The 13,300-nt window shown below is 72.9% G+C and carries 14 protein-coding genes and 1 pseudogene; 8 read left to right on the forward strand and 7 right to left on the reverse strand.

What is annotated here, in order from left to right; all coding sequences use genetic code 11:
• Positions 1 to 61: 61 nt before the first annotated feature.
• Positions 62 to 1,258 carry an RNA-guided endonuclease InsQ/TnpB family protein gene (locus BLS95_RS32120; RefSeq protein ID WP_143043946.1) on the reverse strand — a complete coding sequence of 399 codons (1,197 nt, stop codon included), beginning with the start codon at positions 1,256 to 1,258 and terminating at the stop codon, positions 62 to 64.
• Between the two features lie 36 nt (positions 1,259 to 1,294).
• Between BLS95_RS32120 and BLS95_RS55970 the strand changes: the two genes are divergently transcribed.
• Complete coding sequence (locus tag BLS95_RS55970) at positions 1,295 to 1,465, forward strand: type II toxin-antitoxin system Phd/YefM family antitoxin (protein ID WP_176993484.1); 171 nt, start codon at positions 1,295 to 1,297, stop codon at positions 1,463 to 1,465.
• Here the strand turns inward: BLS95_RS55970 and BLS95_RS32125 are convergent.
• Positions 1,462 to 2,483 (reverse strand): annotated as a pseudogene (locus BLS95_RS32125) (helix-turn-helix transcriptional regulator). The gene BLS95_RS55970 and the pseudogene BLS95_RS32125 overlap by 4 nt on opposite strands.
• A 142-nt stretch (positions 2,484 to 2,625) precedes the next feature.
• Here BLS95_RS32125 and BLS95_RS32130 point away from each other — a divergent pair.
• Positions 2,626 to 3,726, forward strand: a complete 1,101-nt coding sequence (locus BLS95_RS32130) for a winged helix DNA-binding domain-containing protein (protein WP_090939960.1) — start codon at positions 2,626 to 2,628, stop codon at positions 3,724 to 3,726.
• Positions 3,727 to 3,754: 28 nt separating this feature from the next.
• On the opposite strand, the gene BLS95_RS32135 is transcribed toward BLS95_RS32130, so the two are convergent.
• Positions 3,755 to 4,189, reverse strand: a complete 435-nt coding sequence (locus BLS95_RS32135) for an Lrp/AsnC family transcriptional regulator (RefSeq protein ID WP_218136085.1) — start codon at positions 4,187 to 4,189, stop codon at positions 3,755 to 3,757.
• A gap of 83 nt (positions 4,190 to 4,272) precedes the next feature.
• Here BLS95_RS32135 and BLS95_RS32140 point away from each other — a divergent pair, with 83 nt between their 5' ends.
• Positions 4,273 to 5,253 carry an aldo/keto reductase gene (locus BLS95_RS32140; RefSeq protein WP_090940426.1) on the forward strand — a complete coding sequence of 327 codons (981 nt, stop codon included), beginning with the start codon at positions 4,273 to 4,275 and terminating at the stop codon, positions 5,251 to 5,253.
• Between the two features lie 12 nt (positions 5,254 to 5,265).
• On the opposite strand, the gene BLS95_RS32145 is transcribed toward BLS95_RS32140, so the two are convergent.
• The 4 genes from BLS95_RS32145 to BLS95_RS32155 form a co-directional block, all read right to left on the reverse strand.
• Positions 5,266 to 6,267 carry an HD domain-containing protein gene (locus BLS95_RS32145; protein ID WP_090939966.1) on the reverse strand — a complete coding sequence of 334 codons (1,002 nt, stop codon included), beginning with the start codon at positions 6,265 to 6,267 and terminating at the stop codon, positions 5,266 to 5,268.
• Positions 6,264 to 6,605: a PadR family transcriptional regulator gene (locus tag BLS95_RS32150; RefSeq protein WP_245765412.1), complete on the reverse strand. Its 342-nt coding sequence runs from the start codon at positions 6,603 to 6,605 to the stop codon at positions 6,264 to 6,266. Before BLS95_RS32150 ends, BLS95_RS32145 begins: the two co-directional genes overlap by 4 nt.
• A gap of 96 nt (positions 6,606 to 6,701) precedes the next feature.
• The gene (locus tag BLS95_RS55975; protein WP_176993485.1) at positions 6,702 to 6,869 is read right to left on the reverse strand and encodes a hypothetical protein; all 168 of its coding nucleotides are present in this window, start codon (positions 6,867 to 6,869) and stop codon (positions 6,702 to 6,704) included.
• Positions 6,870 to 7,103: 234 nt separating this feature from the next.
• Positions 7,104 to 7,544, reverse strand: a complete 441-nt coding sequence (locus tag BLS95_RS32155) for a winged helix-turn-helix transcriptional regulator (protein WP_090939969.1) — start codon at positions 7,542 to 7,544, stop codon at positions 7,104 to 7,106.
• 111 nt (positions 7,545 to 7,655) lie between these two features.
• On the opposite strand from BLS95_RS32155, the gene BLS95_RS32160 reads away from it, so the two are divergent.
• The 5 genes from BLS95_RS32160 to BLS95_RS32180 all read left to right on the forward strand — a co-directional run bounded on the left by BLS95_RS32160 (position 7,656) and on the right by BLS95_RS32180 (position 13,224).
• Entirely contained in the window at positions 7,656 to 8,567 is a 912-nt protein-coding gene (locus BLS95_RS32160) for an NADP-dependent oxidoreductase (protein ID WP_218136086.1), read from the forward strand.
• A gap of 115 nt (positions 8,568 to 8,682) precedes the next feature.
• Complete coding sequence (locus BLS95_RS32165; RefSeq protein ID WP_090939973.1) at positions 8,683 to 10,041, forward strand: hypothetical protein; 1,359 nt, start codon at positions 8,683 to 8,685, stop codon at positions 10,039 to 10,041.
• Positions 10,042 to 10,121: 80 nt separating this feature from the next.
• Positions 10,122 to 11,336, forward strand: coding sequence for an AAA family ATPase (locus BLS95_RS32170; protein ID WP_090939976.1), 1,215 nt, complete (start codon positions 10,122 to 10,124; stop codon positions 11,334 to 11,336).
• Positions 11,333 to 12,574 carry a vWA domain-containing protein gene (locus BLS95_RS32175; RefSeq protein ID WP_090939978.1) on the forward strand — a complete coding sequence of 414 codons (1,242 nt, stop codon included), beginning with the start codon at positions 11,333 to 11,335 and terminating at the stop codon, positions 12,572 to 12,574. Before BLS95_RS32170 ends, BLS95_RS32175 begins: the two co-directional genes overlap by 4 nt.
• A gap of 20 nt (positions 12,575 to 12,594) precedes the next feature.
• Positions 12,595 to 13,224 carry a CG0192-related protein gene (locus tag BLS95_RS32180; RefSeq protein WP_090939981.1) on the forward strand — a complete coding sequence of 210 codons (630 nt, stop codon included), beginning with the start codon at positions 12,595 to 12,597 and terminating at the stop codon, positions 13,222 to 13,224.
• The last annotated feature ends 76 nt before the right edge of the window (positions 13,225 to 13,300 follow it).

The raw sequence follows: 13,300 nt of genomic DNA on the forward strand, positions 1-13,300 counted from the left end.
GTCGCGGCTCTGGCTTGACGCGCTCTCCGGCCTGAAGGCCAGGGATTCAGCCCGTGCCCCGTCACGCGGCACCTCTGCGGCTTCCTGCTTCACCGGGCTGCGCCACCGCGAGCGGTGGTCTTATCAGCCCTCCACAGGCGTTTAGCCTCTCCGCCCGTCCAGCGGCGAGAATGTTGATCGCGGCGTTCACGTCCCGATCATGGACGGCGCCGCACGCGCAGCTCCACTCCCGAACGTCGAGCGGCATGGACGCAGCACGTGCGCCGCATGCGGAGCACAGTTTAGAGGAGGGGAACCACCGGTCGATCCGGTGGAAGGTCCGCCCGTGCAGCTTCGCTTTGTACTTCAGCATGCCGACGAACGCCGACCAGCCCGCGTCATGCACGCTCTTGGCCAGCCGGGTGCGCGCGAGCCCGTTCACGGCCAGGTCTTCCACGATCACCGTTTGGTTGTCACGGATGATCCTGGTGGATTCCTGGTGATGGAACTCACGGCGGGCGTCAGCCACCTTGGCGTGCTGCCGAGCGACAGCATGGCGGGCTTTGGCCCGGTTGTTCGATCCCTTAGCCTTGCGGGACAGCGCCCGTTGGAGGCGCTTGAGCTTCTCCTCTGCCCGGCGGAGGAAACGCGGGGCGTCGATCTTCCGGCCGTTCGACAGCACTGCGAAGTGGCCCAGCCCAAGGTCGATGCCGATCTCAGACTCGACCGGCGGGAAGGGACGTTCGGGCACCTCGACCACGAACGAGGCGAAGTGCCGCCCGGCCGCGTCCTTGACCACCGTGACCGACGAAGGCTCGGCAGGCAGGTCGCGTGACCATCGAACAGGCACGTCCCCGATCTTCGGCAGGCGCAGCTTCCCGCCCGCCGTCACTGCGAAGCGGGCGTTCTTGGTGAAGCGGATCGCCTGCCGGTTGTCCTTCTTCGACCGGTACCGGGGCGGGGCGACCTTCGGCCCCTTCCGCTTCCCCGACACCGAGTTGAAGAAGTTGCGGTAGGCGGTGTTCAGGTCGGCGAGCGCCTGCTGCAACACCACAGCGGAGATCTCACCTAACCACGCGCGTTCCGGGGTCTGCTTGGCTGCTGTGATGACCTGCTTGGACAGGTCGCCATCCGAGATGTACGGCAGACCCGCATCGTGGGCTTCGGCCCGTGCGCGAAGTCCGTCGTTGAACACCACCCGCGCACACCCGAACGCCCGCGCCAGCGCTTGATGCTGGCTGGGGGTCGGGTAGAGGCGGAAGGAGTAACGAAGCTGCACGGTACACAGTGTACCATTCGATCTATGGATATTCGCATGGGTGTACGAGAAGCACGCGAGAAACTCGGCGACCGCGTCAACGCAGCCCACTACCTCGGCGAGCACACCGTCATCGAACGCAACCGCGCACCGTTCGCCGTCCTGGTGCCCTATGCCTGGTGGGCCGAGCAGCAAAACCAGTCAGGGCAGGGCACGCCCGCGCCCTAGCGGGCACTCCCGCGCGGGCCTTCACCCCCGGCCTGAAGGCCGGAGCACTGGCCTGCCCTTCGGTAGCGGTGGGCCAGGTGGGCGAAGGCGTGTCTGAGCTCGGCCGGGCCGACGACCTCGATGTCGGCGTCGAACATGCCGATGGCGGCGGCCAGGCCGGGCCAGGACCAGGAGCCCAGGACGAGCCGGCAGCGGTCCGGGGCGAGTTCCTCGACGATGCCCTCGCGGGTGTGGCGGGAGACGACGGTGGCGGGGAGGTCGAGGATCACCTCGCCGCGGCAGGGCCAGTCCCCCGAGCCATGGGAGCCCCGGAACCTGCCGGTCACGTATGCGGCCACGTCGCCTCCGGGTAGCTCGCGCGGGGTGAAGCGAGGCCCGGTGGGGACGCGCGGGGTGATCCGGTCGGCGCGGAAGGTGCGCCAGTCCTCGCGGTCGAGGTCCCGGCGACGAGGTACCAGCGCCCGCCCCAGGTGACGAGGTGGTGGGGCTGCACCCGGCGGGGCGGGGGCCGCACGCCGGCGCCGTCCTCACCGGACGCGGGGGTGTAGTCGAAGCGCAGCACTTCGCGGGCGTGCACGGCGGCGCCGAGCGCCACCAGTACGGCGCTGCTCACCTCCGGCCAGGTCGCGGGCTGGTCGACGGCGGTGACGTGGAGGGTGTCGATGCGGTGGCGCAGCCGGGCGGGCATGACCTGCCGGACGGTGGCCAACGCACGCGCCGCGGCCTCCTCGATGCCGGCGCCGCTGGTGGTGGCCATCCGGAGGGCGACGGCCAGCGCGACGGCCTGCTCGTCGTCGAACGGCAACGGAGGCAGCTCCGCGCCGGCGTCGAGCCGGTAGCCCCCGTCGGGGCCCTTGAAGGTCACGATGGGATAGCCGAGTTCGCGCAGGCGGTCGACATCGCGGCGCACGGTACGCGGGCTGACCTCCAGCCGCTCGGCCAGCAGGGCACCGGGCCAGTCCCGTCGTGCCTGGAGCAGCGAGAGCAGGGCGAGCAGTCGCGCTGAGGTCTTCGGCATGCCCGCATGCTCCCTTGAGAAGAGGACACATCCTGGCCGCTTTCGCTGCGATCGTCCTCCCGTACCCCGAGAGCTACCGGAAGGACCTGAAGGCGATGACCAGCAGCCCCGGCACCCGGCGAGCGCCCCACGGTGTGACCCGGTGACCGACCTCGGCGCCAGGGCGCTCAACCGCGCGACGCTCGCCCGGCAACTGCTGCTCGACCGCGCCGACACCCCGGTCCTCGACGCCGTCGCGCACCTGTGCGGCCTGCAGGCGCAGGAGCCGCAGGAGCCGTTCACCGGGTTGTGGTCGCGGCTGCGAGCGTTCGACCCGGCGGTGCTGGACGGCCTGCTGACCGGGCGGCGGGTGGTGCGGACCCATCTCATGCGCCGTACCGTCCACCTCCTCGCCGCCGACGACGTCCTGGCCTGGCGGGCCCGCCACGACGCGATGTTGCGCCAGCGGGTCCTCGGCACCTACCGCCGCGAGCTGGCCGGGCTGGATCTCGACGAGCTCACCGTGGCCGCCCGCGCTGTGCTGGCCGACGGCGAGCCCCGCTCGATGACCGAGATCGCACGGGCGCTCGCCGACCGCTGGCCGGCGCCGGGCCCGCGGGCGCTGGGCGAGCTGGTGGTCGCCGCGCTCGTCCCGATGGTGCAGTTACCGCCGCGCGGGATGTGGCGCGCACGGTCCAGGGTGCGCAACGCCCCGCTCTCCCTGTGGCTGGACCGCGACATCGACCCGCCCGCCCCGCCGGGGACCGATCCGGCCGGCGAGGCGCTGGTGCGCCGCTATCTGGCGGCATTCGGCCCCGCCGCCTCGGCCGACCTGCGCGCCTGGTGCGGCCTGGCCGGGCTGCCAGCCGCGGTGGCCGCCGTCCGCGGGGAACTGGTCGCCTTCCGCGACGAGCGCGGGCGCGAGCTGCTCGACCTGCCGGACGCGCCGCGCCCCGACCCCGACACCCCGGCCCCGGTACGCTTCCTGCCGGCCTTCGACAACGCGATCCTCGGCTACCACGACCGCAGCCGGATCATCGACGACGCCCACCGCGGCCTGTCCGTCGCGGGCGCGCGGGTCGTACTGGTGGACGGCCGGGTCGCCGCGACCTGGACCGTCGAGGCGGACCTCGTGGTCGTCACCCCGCTGCGCGACCTCACGCGGGCCGAGCACGCCGAAGTCACCGAGGAGGGCCGGTGCCTGGCGTCGTTCCTGTCCGGTGACGGCGGCGACGGGGTCCGGGTTCTCGCGCCATCCCGCTGAGCGGGTTCCAGTGGGCAGTTGGGGAGGCTCATTCCAGGGGCAGCGGGCGGCGTGGCACAGGCGCGGCATGGACGAGGGACGTGGTCGTCTGGCCGTAGGGGGCGAACAGGTCGAGGATCGGTTCGAGCTCGTCGACCGCCCGCAGGTGCATCGTGAAATAGAAGCAGTCGTCGCCGGTCATCCGGTAGCACTCGACGATCTGGGGCACCTCCTGGGCGATCTTGGAGATGCGCCGCAGTTCGCGGATCGCCGGCCGGACCCGTACCATCACCGCGACCGGGAACCCCAGCGCCCGCGGGTCGACCTCGGCGCGATAGCCGATGATCACTCCTGCCGTCTCCATCCGCTGCACCCGCTCGGCCACCGCGGGGGCCGACAGGCCGACCCGGCGGCCCAGCTCGGCGAAGCTCACCCTGGCGTCGACCTGCAGCTCGGCCAGAATACGAAGGTCGAGGGCGTCCATTTCCTTGGATTCGTAGGCTCGTTCAGGTCTGATCTTTCGATTCGCCATTCTCCTAAGTTAGGAGTCGGCCGACGATGGGCGTCATGCGATACGTGAAGCTGGGCTCGACGGGGCTGCGGGTCTCCCGGATCTGCCTCGGCATGATGACGTACGGGGATCCGAGCTCCCGGGAGTGGATGCTGCGGGAGGACGCGGCCGAGCCGATCGTGCGGCGTGCCGTCGAGATGGGCGTGACGTTCTTCGACACCGCCGACATGTACTCCGAAGGCGCGAGCGAGGAGGTCACCGGGCGGCTGCTCGCCAAGCTCTTCGAGCGCCGCGACGACTACGTGCTCGCCACGAAGGTCTACTTCCCGATGGGGCCGGGCCCGAACGACCGGGGTCTGTCGCGCAAACACGTGATGGCCGCCATCGACGCCTCGCTGACCAGGCTCGGGACCGACCATGTCGATCTCTACCAGATCCACCGCTGGGACCCCGAGACCCCGATCGAGGAGACCATGGAGGCCCTGCACGACGTGGTACGGGCCGGCAAGGCACGCTACATCGGGGCCTCCAGCATGTACGCCTGGCAGTTCGCCAAGGCGCAGCACGCCGCTCAGGCCGCCGGCTGGACCAGGTTCGTGTCGATGCAGAACCACTACAACCTCCTCTACCGGGAAGAGGAACGGGAGATGATCCCGCTCTGCCTGGACCAGGGAGTGGGCGTCATCCCGTGGAGCCCGCTGGCGCGCGGGCTGCTCACCGGCAGCCGCCGGCGCGACGGCCTGCGGAGCACGGTCCGCTCCGGCAGCGACCCGCTGGCCGACAGCATGTACGACACCGCGGACTTCGACGTCGTCGACGCGGTCCGCGCCGTGGCCGGCGAACGGGGCCTGCCCCCGGCGCAGGTCGCCCTCGCGTGGCTGCTGGGAAGGCCCGGGGTGAGCGCACCGATCATCGGGGCGAGCAAGGTCGCTCACCTGGACGACGCGATCGCGGCGGTGGAGGTGTCCCTGAGCGAGGAGGAGGCGGCCCGCCTGGAGGCCCCCTACCGGCCCCACCGGATCATCGGCCACTCCTGAGCGGGAGTCCGTTCAAAGGTCCTCGCCGGGATCCCGCAACCGGGCGCGCAGCAGGCCGATGCCCGTGCTGAGCACCGGCGGGAGCGTCATCAGCACCACCACGGCCTCCCACAGGCTGCTCGTGGCGGCCTGCGCGATGATCCAGAGGAGGAAGGGCGCGAGCAGCGACCACGCCCGGGCGTTGGAGCCGACGACCCAGCGCAGGCAGCGCAGCAGCACCCGCGCCACGCGCCCGCGCAGGTCGGGGAGCGGCCATCGCAGCTCGGCGGCGAGTCTGGGCATGCCGACCAGCAGTTGGGCGGTGAAGCGCCGCCGGGACCGCCTGTCGGGCAGGTCCTGCAGATCGCTCAGCCACTCCTCCAACCAGCGATGCCGCTGCCGGCGCGGGAGGAGGAAAGCGCCGGCGGCGATCGCCCGGAAGGACGCCCGCACCCCCGCCTGGTCGTGCGGCCACAGGGTGGCCCTGGCCAGCCGGCGGAGCTCCTGCTCGACCTGCTCCATCCCGAGCCGTCCGGCCACGGGCGCGACGAACTCCAGCGTCTCCAGGGACTTCCTGCGTTGCTTGTCCGGCGGCAGGAACCGCATCGTCCGCTGGTTGTGCAGCCGATCGACCACCTTGAGCAGCAGGATGCGCTCATCGGTCGAAGTCTCCCAGCCGGCCGCGCGGCGGTCGGGATCGTCCAGATCACTCAGACCGGCGACCAGCCCGCTGATGTCGTCCCCGAACTCGCGGGCCAGCTCCTCCCGCGAACACGCGGTGTCCCGGAGGACGTCGTGCAGCAGGGCGGCGCACAGCAGCTCGGGCTCCCTGCCCAGCTCGGCGAGGATGACGGCCACCGCGACCGGGTGGGTGATGTACGGGTCGCCGCTGACCCGCCGCCCGCCGCGGTGCCAGTATGCCGCCACGGTGTAGGCCCGCTCGATCAGGTCGCGCTCGTGGGCGGTGAGCGTGGCGGGCAGCGCACGAAGGAGTGGGTCGAGGTGCGATCCGGTGACGCCGATGCCCTCGGTCATGCCGGACCTCCCACGGGTCCCTCCAGCCAGTAAGGAGCCGGTTGGCGGCGGGAGGTGTACGCGCGGGCGATCGCGTCCCGGCTGCGTTCGGCGCCGTCGGAGGTGATGGTGTAGTACCGGCGCCGGGGACGGCCCTCCCCCGCCTGCGCGCCGCCTTCCTCCCAGTGGCTCTCGACCCAGCCGATCCGCTCCAGCCGGGCCAGGATCGGATAGACCGTGCCGCTCGGCAACGTGGTCGCCGCGCACAACTCCAGGCCGTAACGGCGCTGGGCGGGATCGGTGAGGAACGCCCGCAACACCGCCTGGACCTGCATGGTCATCCGCGGACCGGCCGACATGTCTCGAACTCTACATAGGGTGCCGGCCCCCGGAACCTCCCCTTCACGAGACAGTCCTGTGCCCCGGAAGTCCCGCGACGACCTCGGCGAAGGAACCTACCGGCGACGGCCCGCTTCCCACTTGCCCGCCACCGCTCCCGCGATCACCCCGACGAGCACGATCACGATGATCTCGACGGTGCCCAGGCCACCTAACGCGGCCATCACGGCGCCTACCAGAACGATGGCCGCAACGGCCGCGACGACGCCCACGATCACCGGCATGCGAACTCCCGAATCTCCGCCTGTTTCGGACCAACTCCCCCAATTCTGCCGCCGCCCGTCGGGGATTCGGCACCCCCGGAGAGTGGGGCGCCGGGCTCAGCCGGCTCGCTTGAGGTCGGCGGCGAGGACGGATTCGAGGCAGGCCAGGCCGCCGCCGCGCGAGACCAGCGTGAACAGGCGCGGGACGAACGAACCAGGAGACCGGCGACGGGCCAGAGCGGGCGCGGGACGTGTTCAGGTGGTGTGGGTGTCGTACTTCTCGCGGTTGGTGAGCACCTCGTCCATGTGCTCCTCCGCCCACTCCTTGATGCCGCGCATGAGGCCGTGGAGCGAGTGTCCGAGGTCGGTCAGCTCGTAGGTGACCGTGACGGGCACGGTCGGGGTCACCGTGCGGGTGATGAGGCCGTCGCGTTCGAGGGAGCGCAGCGTCTGGGTGAGCATCTTCTGGCTGACCCCGGCGAGCCGGCGCGACAGCTCGGAGTAGCGCATCGGCCGTGGCCCGACGGCGCAGTCGTCGCCGGGGTGCGAGCCGGCGCTGCCGAGCGCGGCCAGGACCAGGGACACCCACTTGTCGGAGATCCGGTCCAGCAGCCGGCGGCTGGGACAGCCCGCCAGGAACGCGTCGTACTCCAGCTTCGCCTGCGCCCGGAGCTGGGCCGCCGTCATCGTCGCCATCGGTGATGCCTTCCTACCGCTCGGTGGCATACGCACCTGGAAGTGCGTACTTCCCGTTGGAGAGTAGCCAATCCATTGTGGAGCAGCAGTACAGGTTTCTCCACAGGAGGCATGATGTCCACCACCTTCCGCACCGCGGTCGTCCGCGTCCCGGGCGGTCCCGACTCCATCGAGATCATCGACGTGCCCGTCGTCGAGCCGGGGCCTGGCCAGGTCCGGGTCGCGATCGCCGGGGCCGCGGTCAACCCCGTCGATCTGGCGGTCGCCGCCGGGGTGTTCCACGGGCTCGGGTGGGTCCACCAGCCCCATCACACCGGTCTGGGCTGGGACTTCGCCGGCACCGTCACCGCCGTGGGGCCGGACGTGGACCTCCCGGTCGGCAGCCGGGTCGCGGGGCTGGTCGACGGGGTCGATCGCGACTTCGGCGCGTACGCCGAGCAACTGATCGTGCCGGCGGACCACACCGCGCCCGTGCCCGCCGGTCTCGACCTGACCACTGCGGCCACCGTCCCGCTGAACAGCCTGACCGCGGCCCAGCTCGTCGACCTGCTCGGTGACGGCGCGGGCCGGAACCTGCTGGTGACCGGTGCCGCGGGCGCGGTCGGCGGGTACGTCACCGCGCTCGCCCAGGACCGCGGCTGGCGGGTCACGGGGCTGGCCCGGGCCGAGGACGAGGAGTTCGTACGCGGTCTCGGCGCCGCCTTCACCGCCCGGGCCACGCCCGGCTGGGACGTGGTGGCCGACGCCGCCGCGCTCCAGGAGCGGGGCGTCGCCCTCGTCCGCGACGGCGGCCTGTTCGCCGGCGTGCAGCCGGGCGCGGTGCCGGCGGCGGAGCGTGGCATCACCGTCCGCGTGGTGGCGGTGCGGCCCGACGCCGCCCGGCTCGCCCGGCTCCTCGACGCCACCGTGAGCGGTCGCCTGCCGGCGCGGGTGCACGCCGTCGTGCCGCTCGACCAGGTCGCCTCCGTCCACCGCGCGGTCGCGAAGGGCGGCGTACGCGGCAGGTACGTCCTCCAGCCCTGACCTCCGCGACCTCGGCAGGCGCGTCTGGCGGATCCGGCGCGGGACGTTGTACGCTGATCACGATGAACACCTCCTACAGCAGATTGGGGGTCCCGTTCGCCGAAGGTGAGTGCTGATGCGCTCCTACCTTCCGGACGAGGATTTCCGCCTCCTGTTCTGGCTGCGCGTGCGCGAGTTCGCCGTGCCGCCTTCCGTGATCGAATCCGCGGCCGCCCGCCGTGCCACCGGCGACTGGGCGGGAGCGTGTGCCGCGGCACACGTGGACGTCGATCTGAGCCTGCGCTCCGCGGCCGACGCGCATGGCCGGCAGTTCGCCGCCCAGGTCCGCGACGATCTCCGCCGGCTGGCTCCTGACCTGCTGCGCTGGCACATGCCGAGAACCGCACCGGACGGCCTGCTGCGCTCCGGCCTGACCGTGTCCCTGGCCCGGTACGACCCGGCGGAGCACGGCTGCGCCCGCACGGTGCACCTCGTGGCCCGCACCCCACCCACCTGGGCGGCTGCCGGACAGCGAATCAGCCTGGCCCTGTGGGACGGGTCGCGGTCCGCGGCGGGCCCGCATCCGCATCCCCGCCCGCACCGGCGCTTCCGCCTCGACCTGCACCGCCACCTGTGGGACACCGGCAGGGCCGGTGAGCTGCGGGTACGGTCCGGCGCTGACCGGCCGCCCACCGGCGACGGCCTCGCTCCGGAGCTGCGCGCCCTGCTGGAGCACGGCTGCGCCGTGGACCGGTGGGCGGCCGAGGCGGCGATGCTCCTCCGGGCGGAGGGGCGGGCCGGTGGGGCGATCGCCGTACGACTCGGAGGGCGGCGCCGGCTGGTGCTCGACCTGACGGCGGATGGTGCCGCCCACGAGCCCCCGTCCCTCCACGTCAGTGCCGCGAGGGATGGCGGGAGCGGGCTGCCGATCCTGCCCGACGCGGCGACCTGGGTGCTGCCCGACCTGGCGTTGCTGCGGGCCGGGCTGATCGAGGCCGACCGGCTGCACCCGCTCGTCGCGCGGGCGCTCGTACCCGGCCGGCCCGCCACCGGCGCGGGCCGAAGTCCCACCGGCGGGCCGGGGCCGCACCTGGTCGAGTGCCGGGGCGCGCGGCACCGGATCGGTCTCGTGGACGGGGTGCTCGTACCACTTGACCACGATCCGGACGAGCTCCGCCGCGAGCGCCTGCTGGCCGCGCTGACCGGCACCCCGGTGCCCTGCCTGCGGGTGATCGACGAGGCGCATCGGGATCCGTCGAATCTCGTCGACGTACGCGCGCGGCTGGACCACGGCGACACCGCCGGCGCCCTGGCCGCCGTCGAGGGGCTGCTCGGACCCGGCGCGTCGCTGCCCGGTGGCCCCCTGCGGGACGAGCTGGAGACGGCCGCGCGGCGACGCGCCGCCCACGGGCTGTACCGCGCCGGCCTGGCCGGTCTCGGCCCGGATCCCCAGCCCGGCCGCCGCGCCCGCACTCGTCATTCGACGCCCCGCTGACCTGCGGGCCTGCCTGCGCGGCCCTCACCGCGTTCCGGCCTGCCCGCTTCCTACCAGACCCCGAAGGTGATCTCATACCCATGACTTCTTCTCAGATGGATGTCGCCGCCGACCTGCTCGCCCTGCTCCACGACACGGCCACGGAGCGCCGCGTCGACCCGCAACTGGAGGCGCTGACCCTGGCCGTGGCGGCCGACCTGCCCGTGCTGCTGTGGGGAGAGCCGGGGATCGGCAAGACCGCGGCGCTGACGCAGCTCGCCGCGGCCCTCGGCCTGCCGCTGACCACCGTGATCGCCAGCGTGCACGAGCCTTCCGACTTCTCCGGCCTGCCGGTGATCGGGGACGATCCCGCCGTACAGGGTGTGCCGATGGCCCCGCCGGACTGGGCCGTGCGCCTGGCCCGGACCGGCCGGGGACTGCTCTTCCTGGACGAGCTGTCCACGGCGCCGCCGGCCGTCCAGGCCGCGCTGCTCCGCCTCGTGCTGGAGCGGCGGGTCGGCGCGTTGCGGCTGCCGCCGGGGGTGCGGATCGTGGCGGCGGCCAACCCGCGTTCCTCGGCGGCCGACGGCTGGGAGCTGAGCCCGCCGCTGGCCAACCGGTTCGTCCACCTGCAGTGGCGGCATGACCACGACGTCGTGGTACGCGGCCTCGGCGGGACCTGGCCGCTGGCCTCGTTGCCGCGCCTCGACGCGGACCGGCTGCAGGAAGCCGTGGTGTTCGCCCGTCGTGCGGTGTGCGGGCTGCTCGCCGCCCGTCCCGCCCTCGTACACCGGCTGCCGAACGACGAGGCCCGCCGGGGCGGCCCCTGGCCCTCACCGCGCAGCTGGGAGATGGCATTGCGCCTGGTCGCCTTCGCCACGGCCGCGAACACGTCGAAGGACGTGCTGTCCATGCTGGTACGGGGCACGGTAGGCGACGGTCCCGGACTCGAACTGCTGGCGAGCATGGATCGGATGGACCTGCCGGACCCCGAGGCGCTGCTGGCCGACCCGGCGGCGGCCCGCCTGCCCGAGCGGGGCGACCTGCGCCAGGCCGTGCTCGACGGCGTGGTGGAGGCGGTCCGGCGGCGGCCGGAGAGGTCCCGGTGGGACGCGGCGTGGGAGCTGATGGCCCGGGCGCTGGAGGGCGGGGCCCCGGACCTGGTGGTCGTGCCCGCGTCCACGCTCGCCGCGCTGCGCCGCGCGGACTGGGACGTCCCGGCCTCCATCGAGCGGCTCGCCGGGGTGGTATCCCTCAGCGGGCAGGCGGACCAGGCCGCCAAGCGGGTACGCGCCGTCGCGGAGGCGGCCCGATGACGTCCGGCGCAGCGGGGACGCTGAACCTGGACAAGCTCTACGCCGCCCGGCTGCAGGCCGCCAGGGCCCGGCCGTATCTGGCGACGGCGCTGTTCGCGCTGCATCCGGTGGAGTCGCGGCTGGTGCCGACGATGGCCGTGGACCGGCACTGGCGATGTTACGTCTCGCCCGTGTTCGTCGACCGGACGCCCGTGGAGGAGCTGGCGGGCGTGTGGGTGCACGAGGTCTCCCACCTGCTGCGCAACCACCATGGGCGGAGCGACCGGGTCGCGTCGGAGCGGGGACTGACCGGGCCAGGCGAGCGGCTGCGGATGAACATCGCCGCCGACTTCGAGATCAACGACGACGTGTACGGTGACGGGCTGGCCCGGCCCGAGGGCGCCATCGAACCCTCGATGTTGCGGTTGCCCCAGGGCGAGCTCATGGAGGAGTACCTGCGCCAGTTCCGGCTCGGTCCTGACGCGCAGGGTCTGGTCTGGCTGGACTGCGGCAGCGGCGCCGACGGGCTGGACCGGGAGTGGGACCTCGGGCCGGAGGGTGCGAACGGGCTCAGCGCCCAGGAGCGGGACGCGGTGCGGTTCCGGGTGGCGCAGGGCATCAACGCCCGACCGGGAAACGTGCCGAAGGGGTGGCAGCGGTGGGCGGAGGAGGCGTTCCACCCGCCGCAGCCGTGGCGCGAACTGCTCGGCTCCGCGGTCCGCTCGGCCGCCTGCGGCCCCGGCGCGGGCGAGGACTACACCCATGCCCGGCCGTCGCGGCGGTCCGCCGGCCTGCCCGGCGTCATCCTGCCGAGCCTGCGGCGCAGGCCGCCCCGGGTCTGCGTGGTGATCGACACGTCCGCGTCGGTCAGCGACGCCGAACTGGGGAGCGCGCTGCTGGAGGTCGCGGCGATCGTCCACGCCCTGGGCGGCCGGCGCGACCTGGTGAAAGTGCTGTCGTGCGACGCGGCGGCCCGGGTGGTGAATCCGCTGTGCCGGGCCGAGGGGCTCGTGCTGGTGGGCGGCGGCGGGACGGATCTGCGTACGGGATTCGCGCAGGCGCTCCGGACGACACCGCGGCCGGACGTCATCGTGATCCTGACCGACGGACAGACACCTTGGCCCGATACGCGGCCACCGTGCCGGACGGTGGTCGGCCTCTTCTCCCGGGACAGGACGCCCCCGTCGTGGGACGAGAACGACCCTGACTACGTGCCGCACGTGCCGCCCGAGTGGGCGCGGGTGGTCGTCATCGGATAGCCGGTCGCTACGATGTGCGCATGGCCCTGCTCCACCAAGCCACGTTGCGACCCACGAAGCTCGAACTGCTGGCCGCCTGGCTGCCCGGCCGGGGCTGGTTCTCCGGGCCGGCCGGTGAGGTGCTGCGGGTGGGGGCCTACCGCTTCGACGATCCGGCCGGTGCGGTCGGGATCGAGACGATGCTGGTCCGGGCCGGCGACGGGCCGGTTCATCAGGTGCCGCTCACCTACCGGGACGCGCCCCTGGCCGGTGGCGACGACTGGCTGCTGGGCACCGCCGAACATTCGGCGCTGGGCAGGCGCTGGGTCTACGACGGTTGCGGCGACCCCGTCTACGCCGCGGCGCTGGCGAGCGCGATCCTCGGCGACACCGGTCAGGCCGAGCAGTTCCTCCAGGTCGACGGCCGGCTGGAGCGCCGCGAGCCCGACATGAGCATCGCGGGCGGCGCGGCCGGGGGCGCGCAGGCGCCTGCCGTCGGCACGGTGCGCCGGGTGGTCGAGGGCGATCCGACGCTGATCGTCACGGACACCGTGGAGCTGGCCGTCATCCGCCGCCCCGAACCGGGTGCCGGACCCGCCGGCACCGTGCTGACCGGGGCCTGGCCCGGTCAGGAGACACCGGTGCCGCTGGCATCCGCGACGCTTCGCTGAGCCGCCTGTTCCGGTAGCCACGCGACCCCGCGGATCGCCCACAGCCGGAAGCCCGACCGGAATACCCTTTATGTTC

Source organism: Nonomuraea jiangxiensis (assembly GCF_900099965.1).
Lineage (GTDB): Bacteria > Actinomycetota > Actinomycetes > Streptosporangiales > Streptosporangiaceae > Nonomuraea > Nonomuraea jiangxiensis.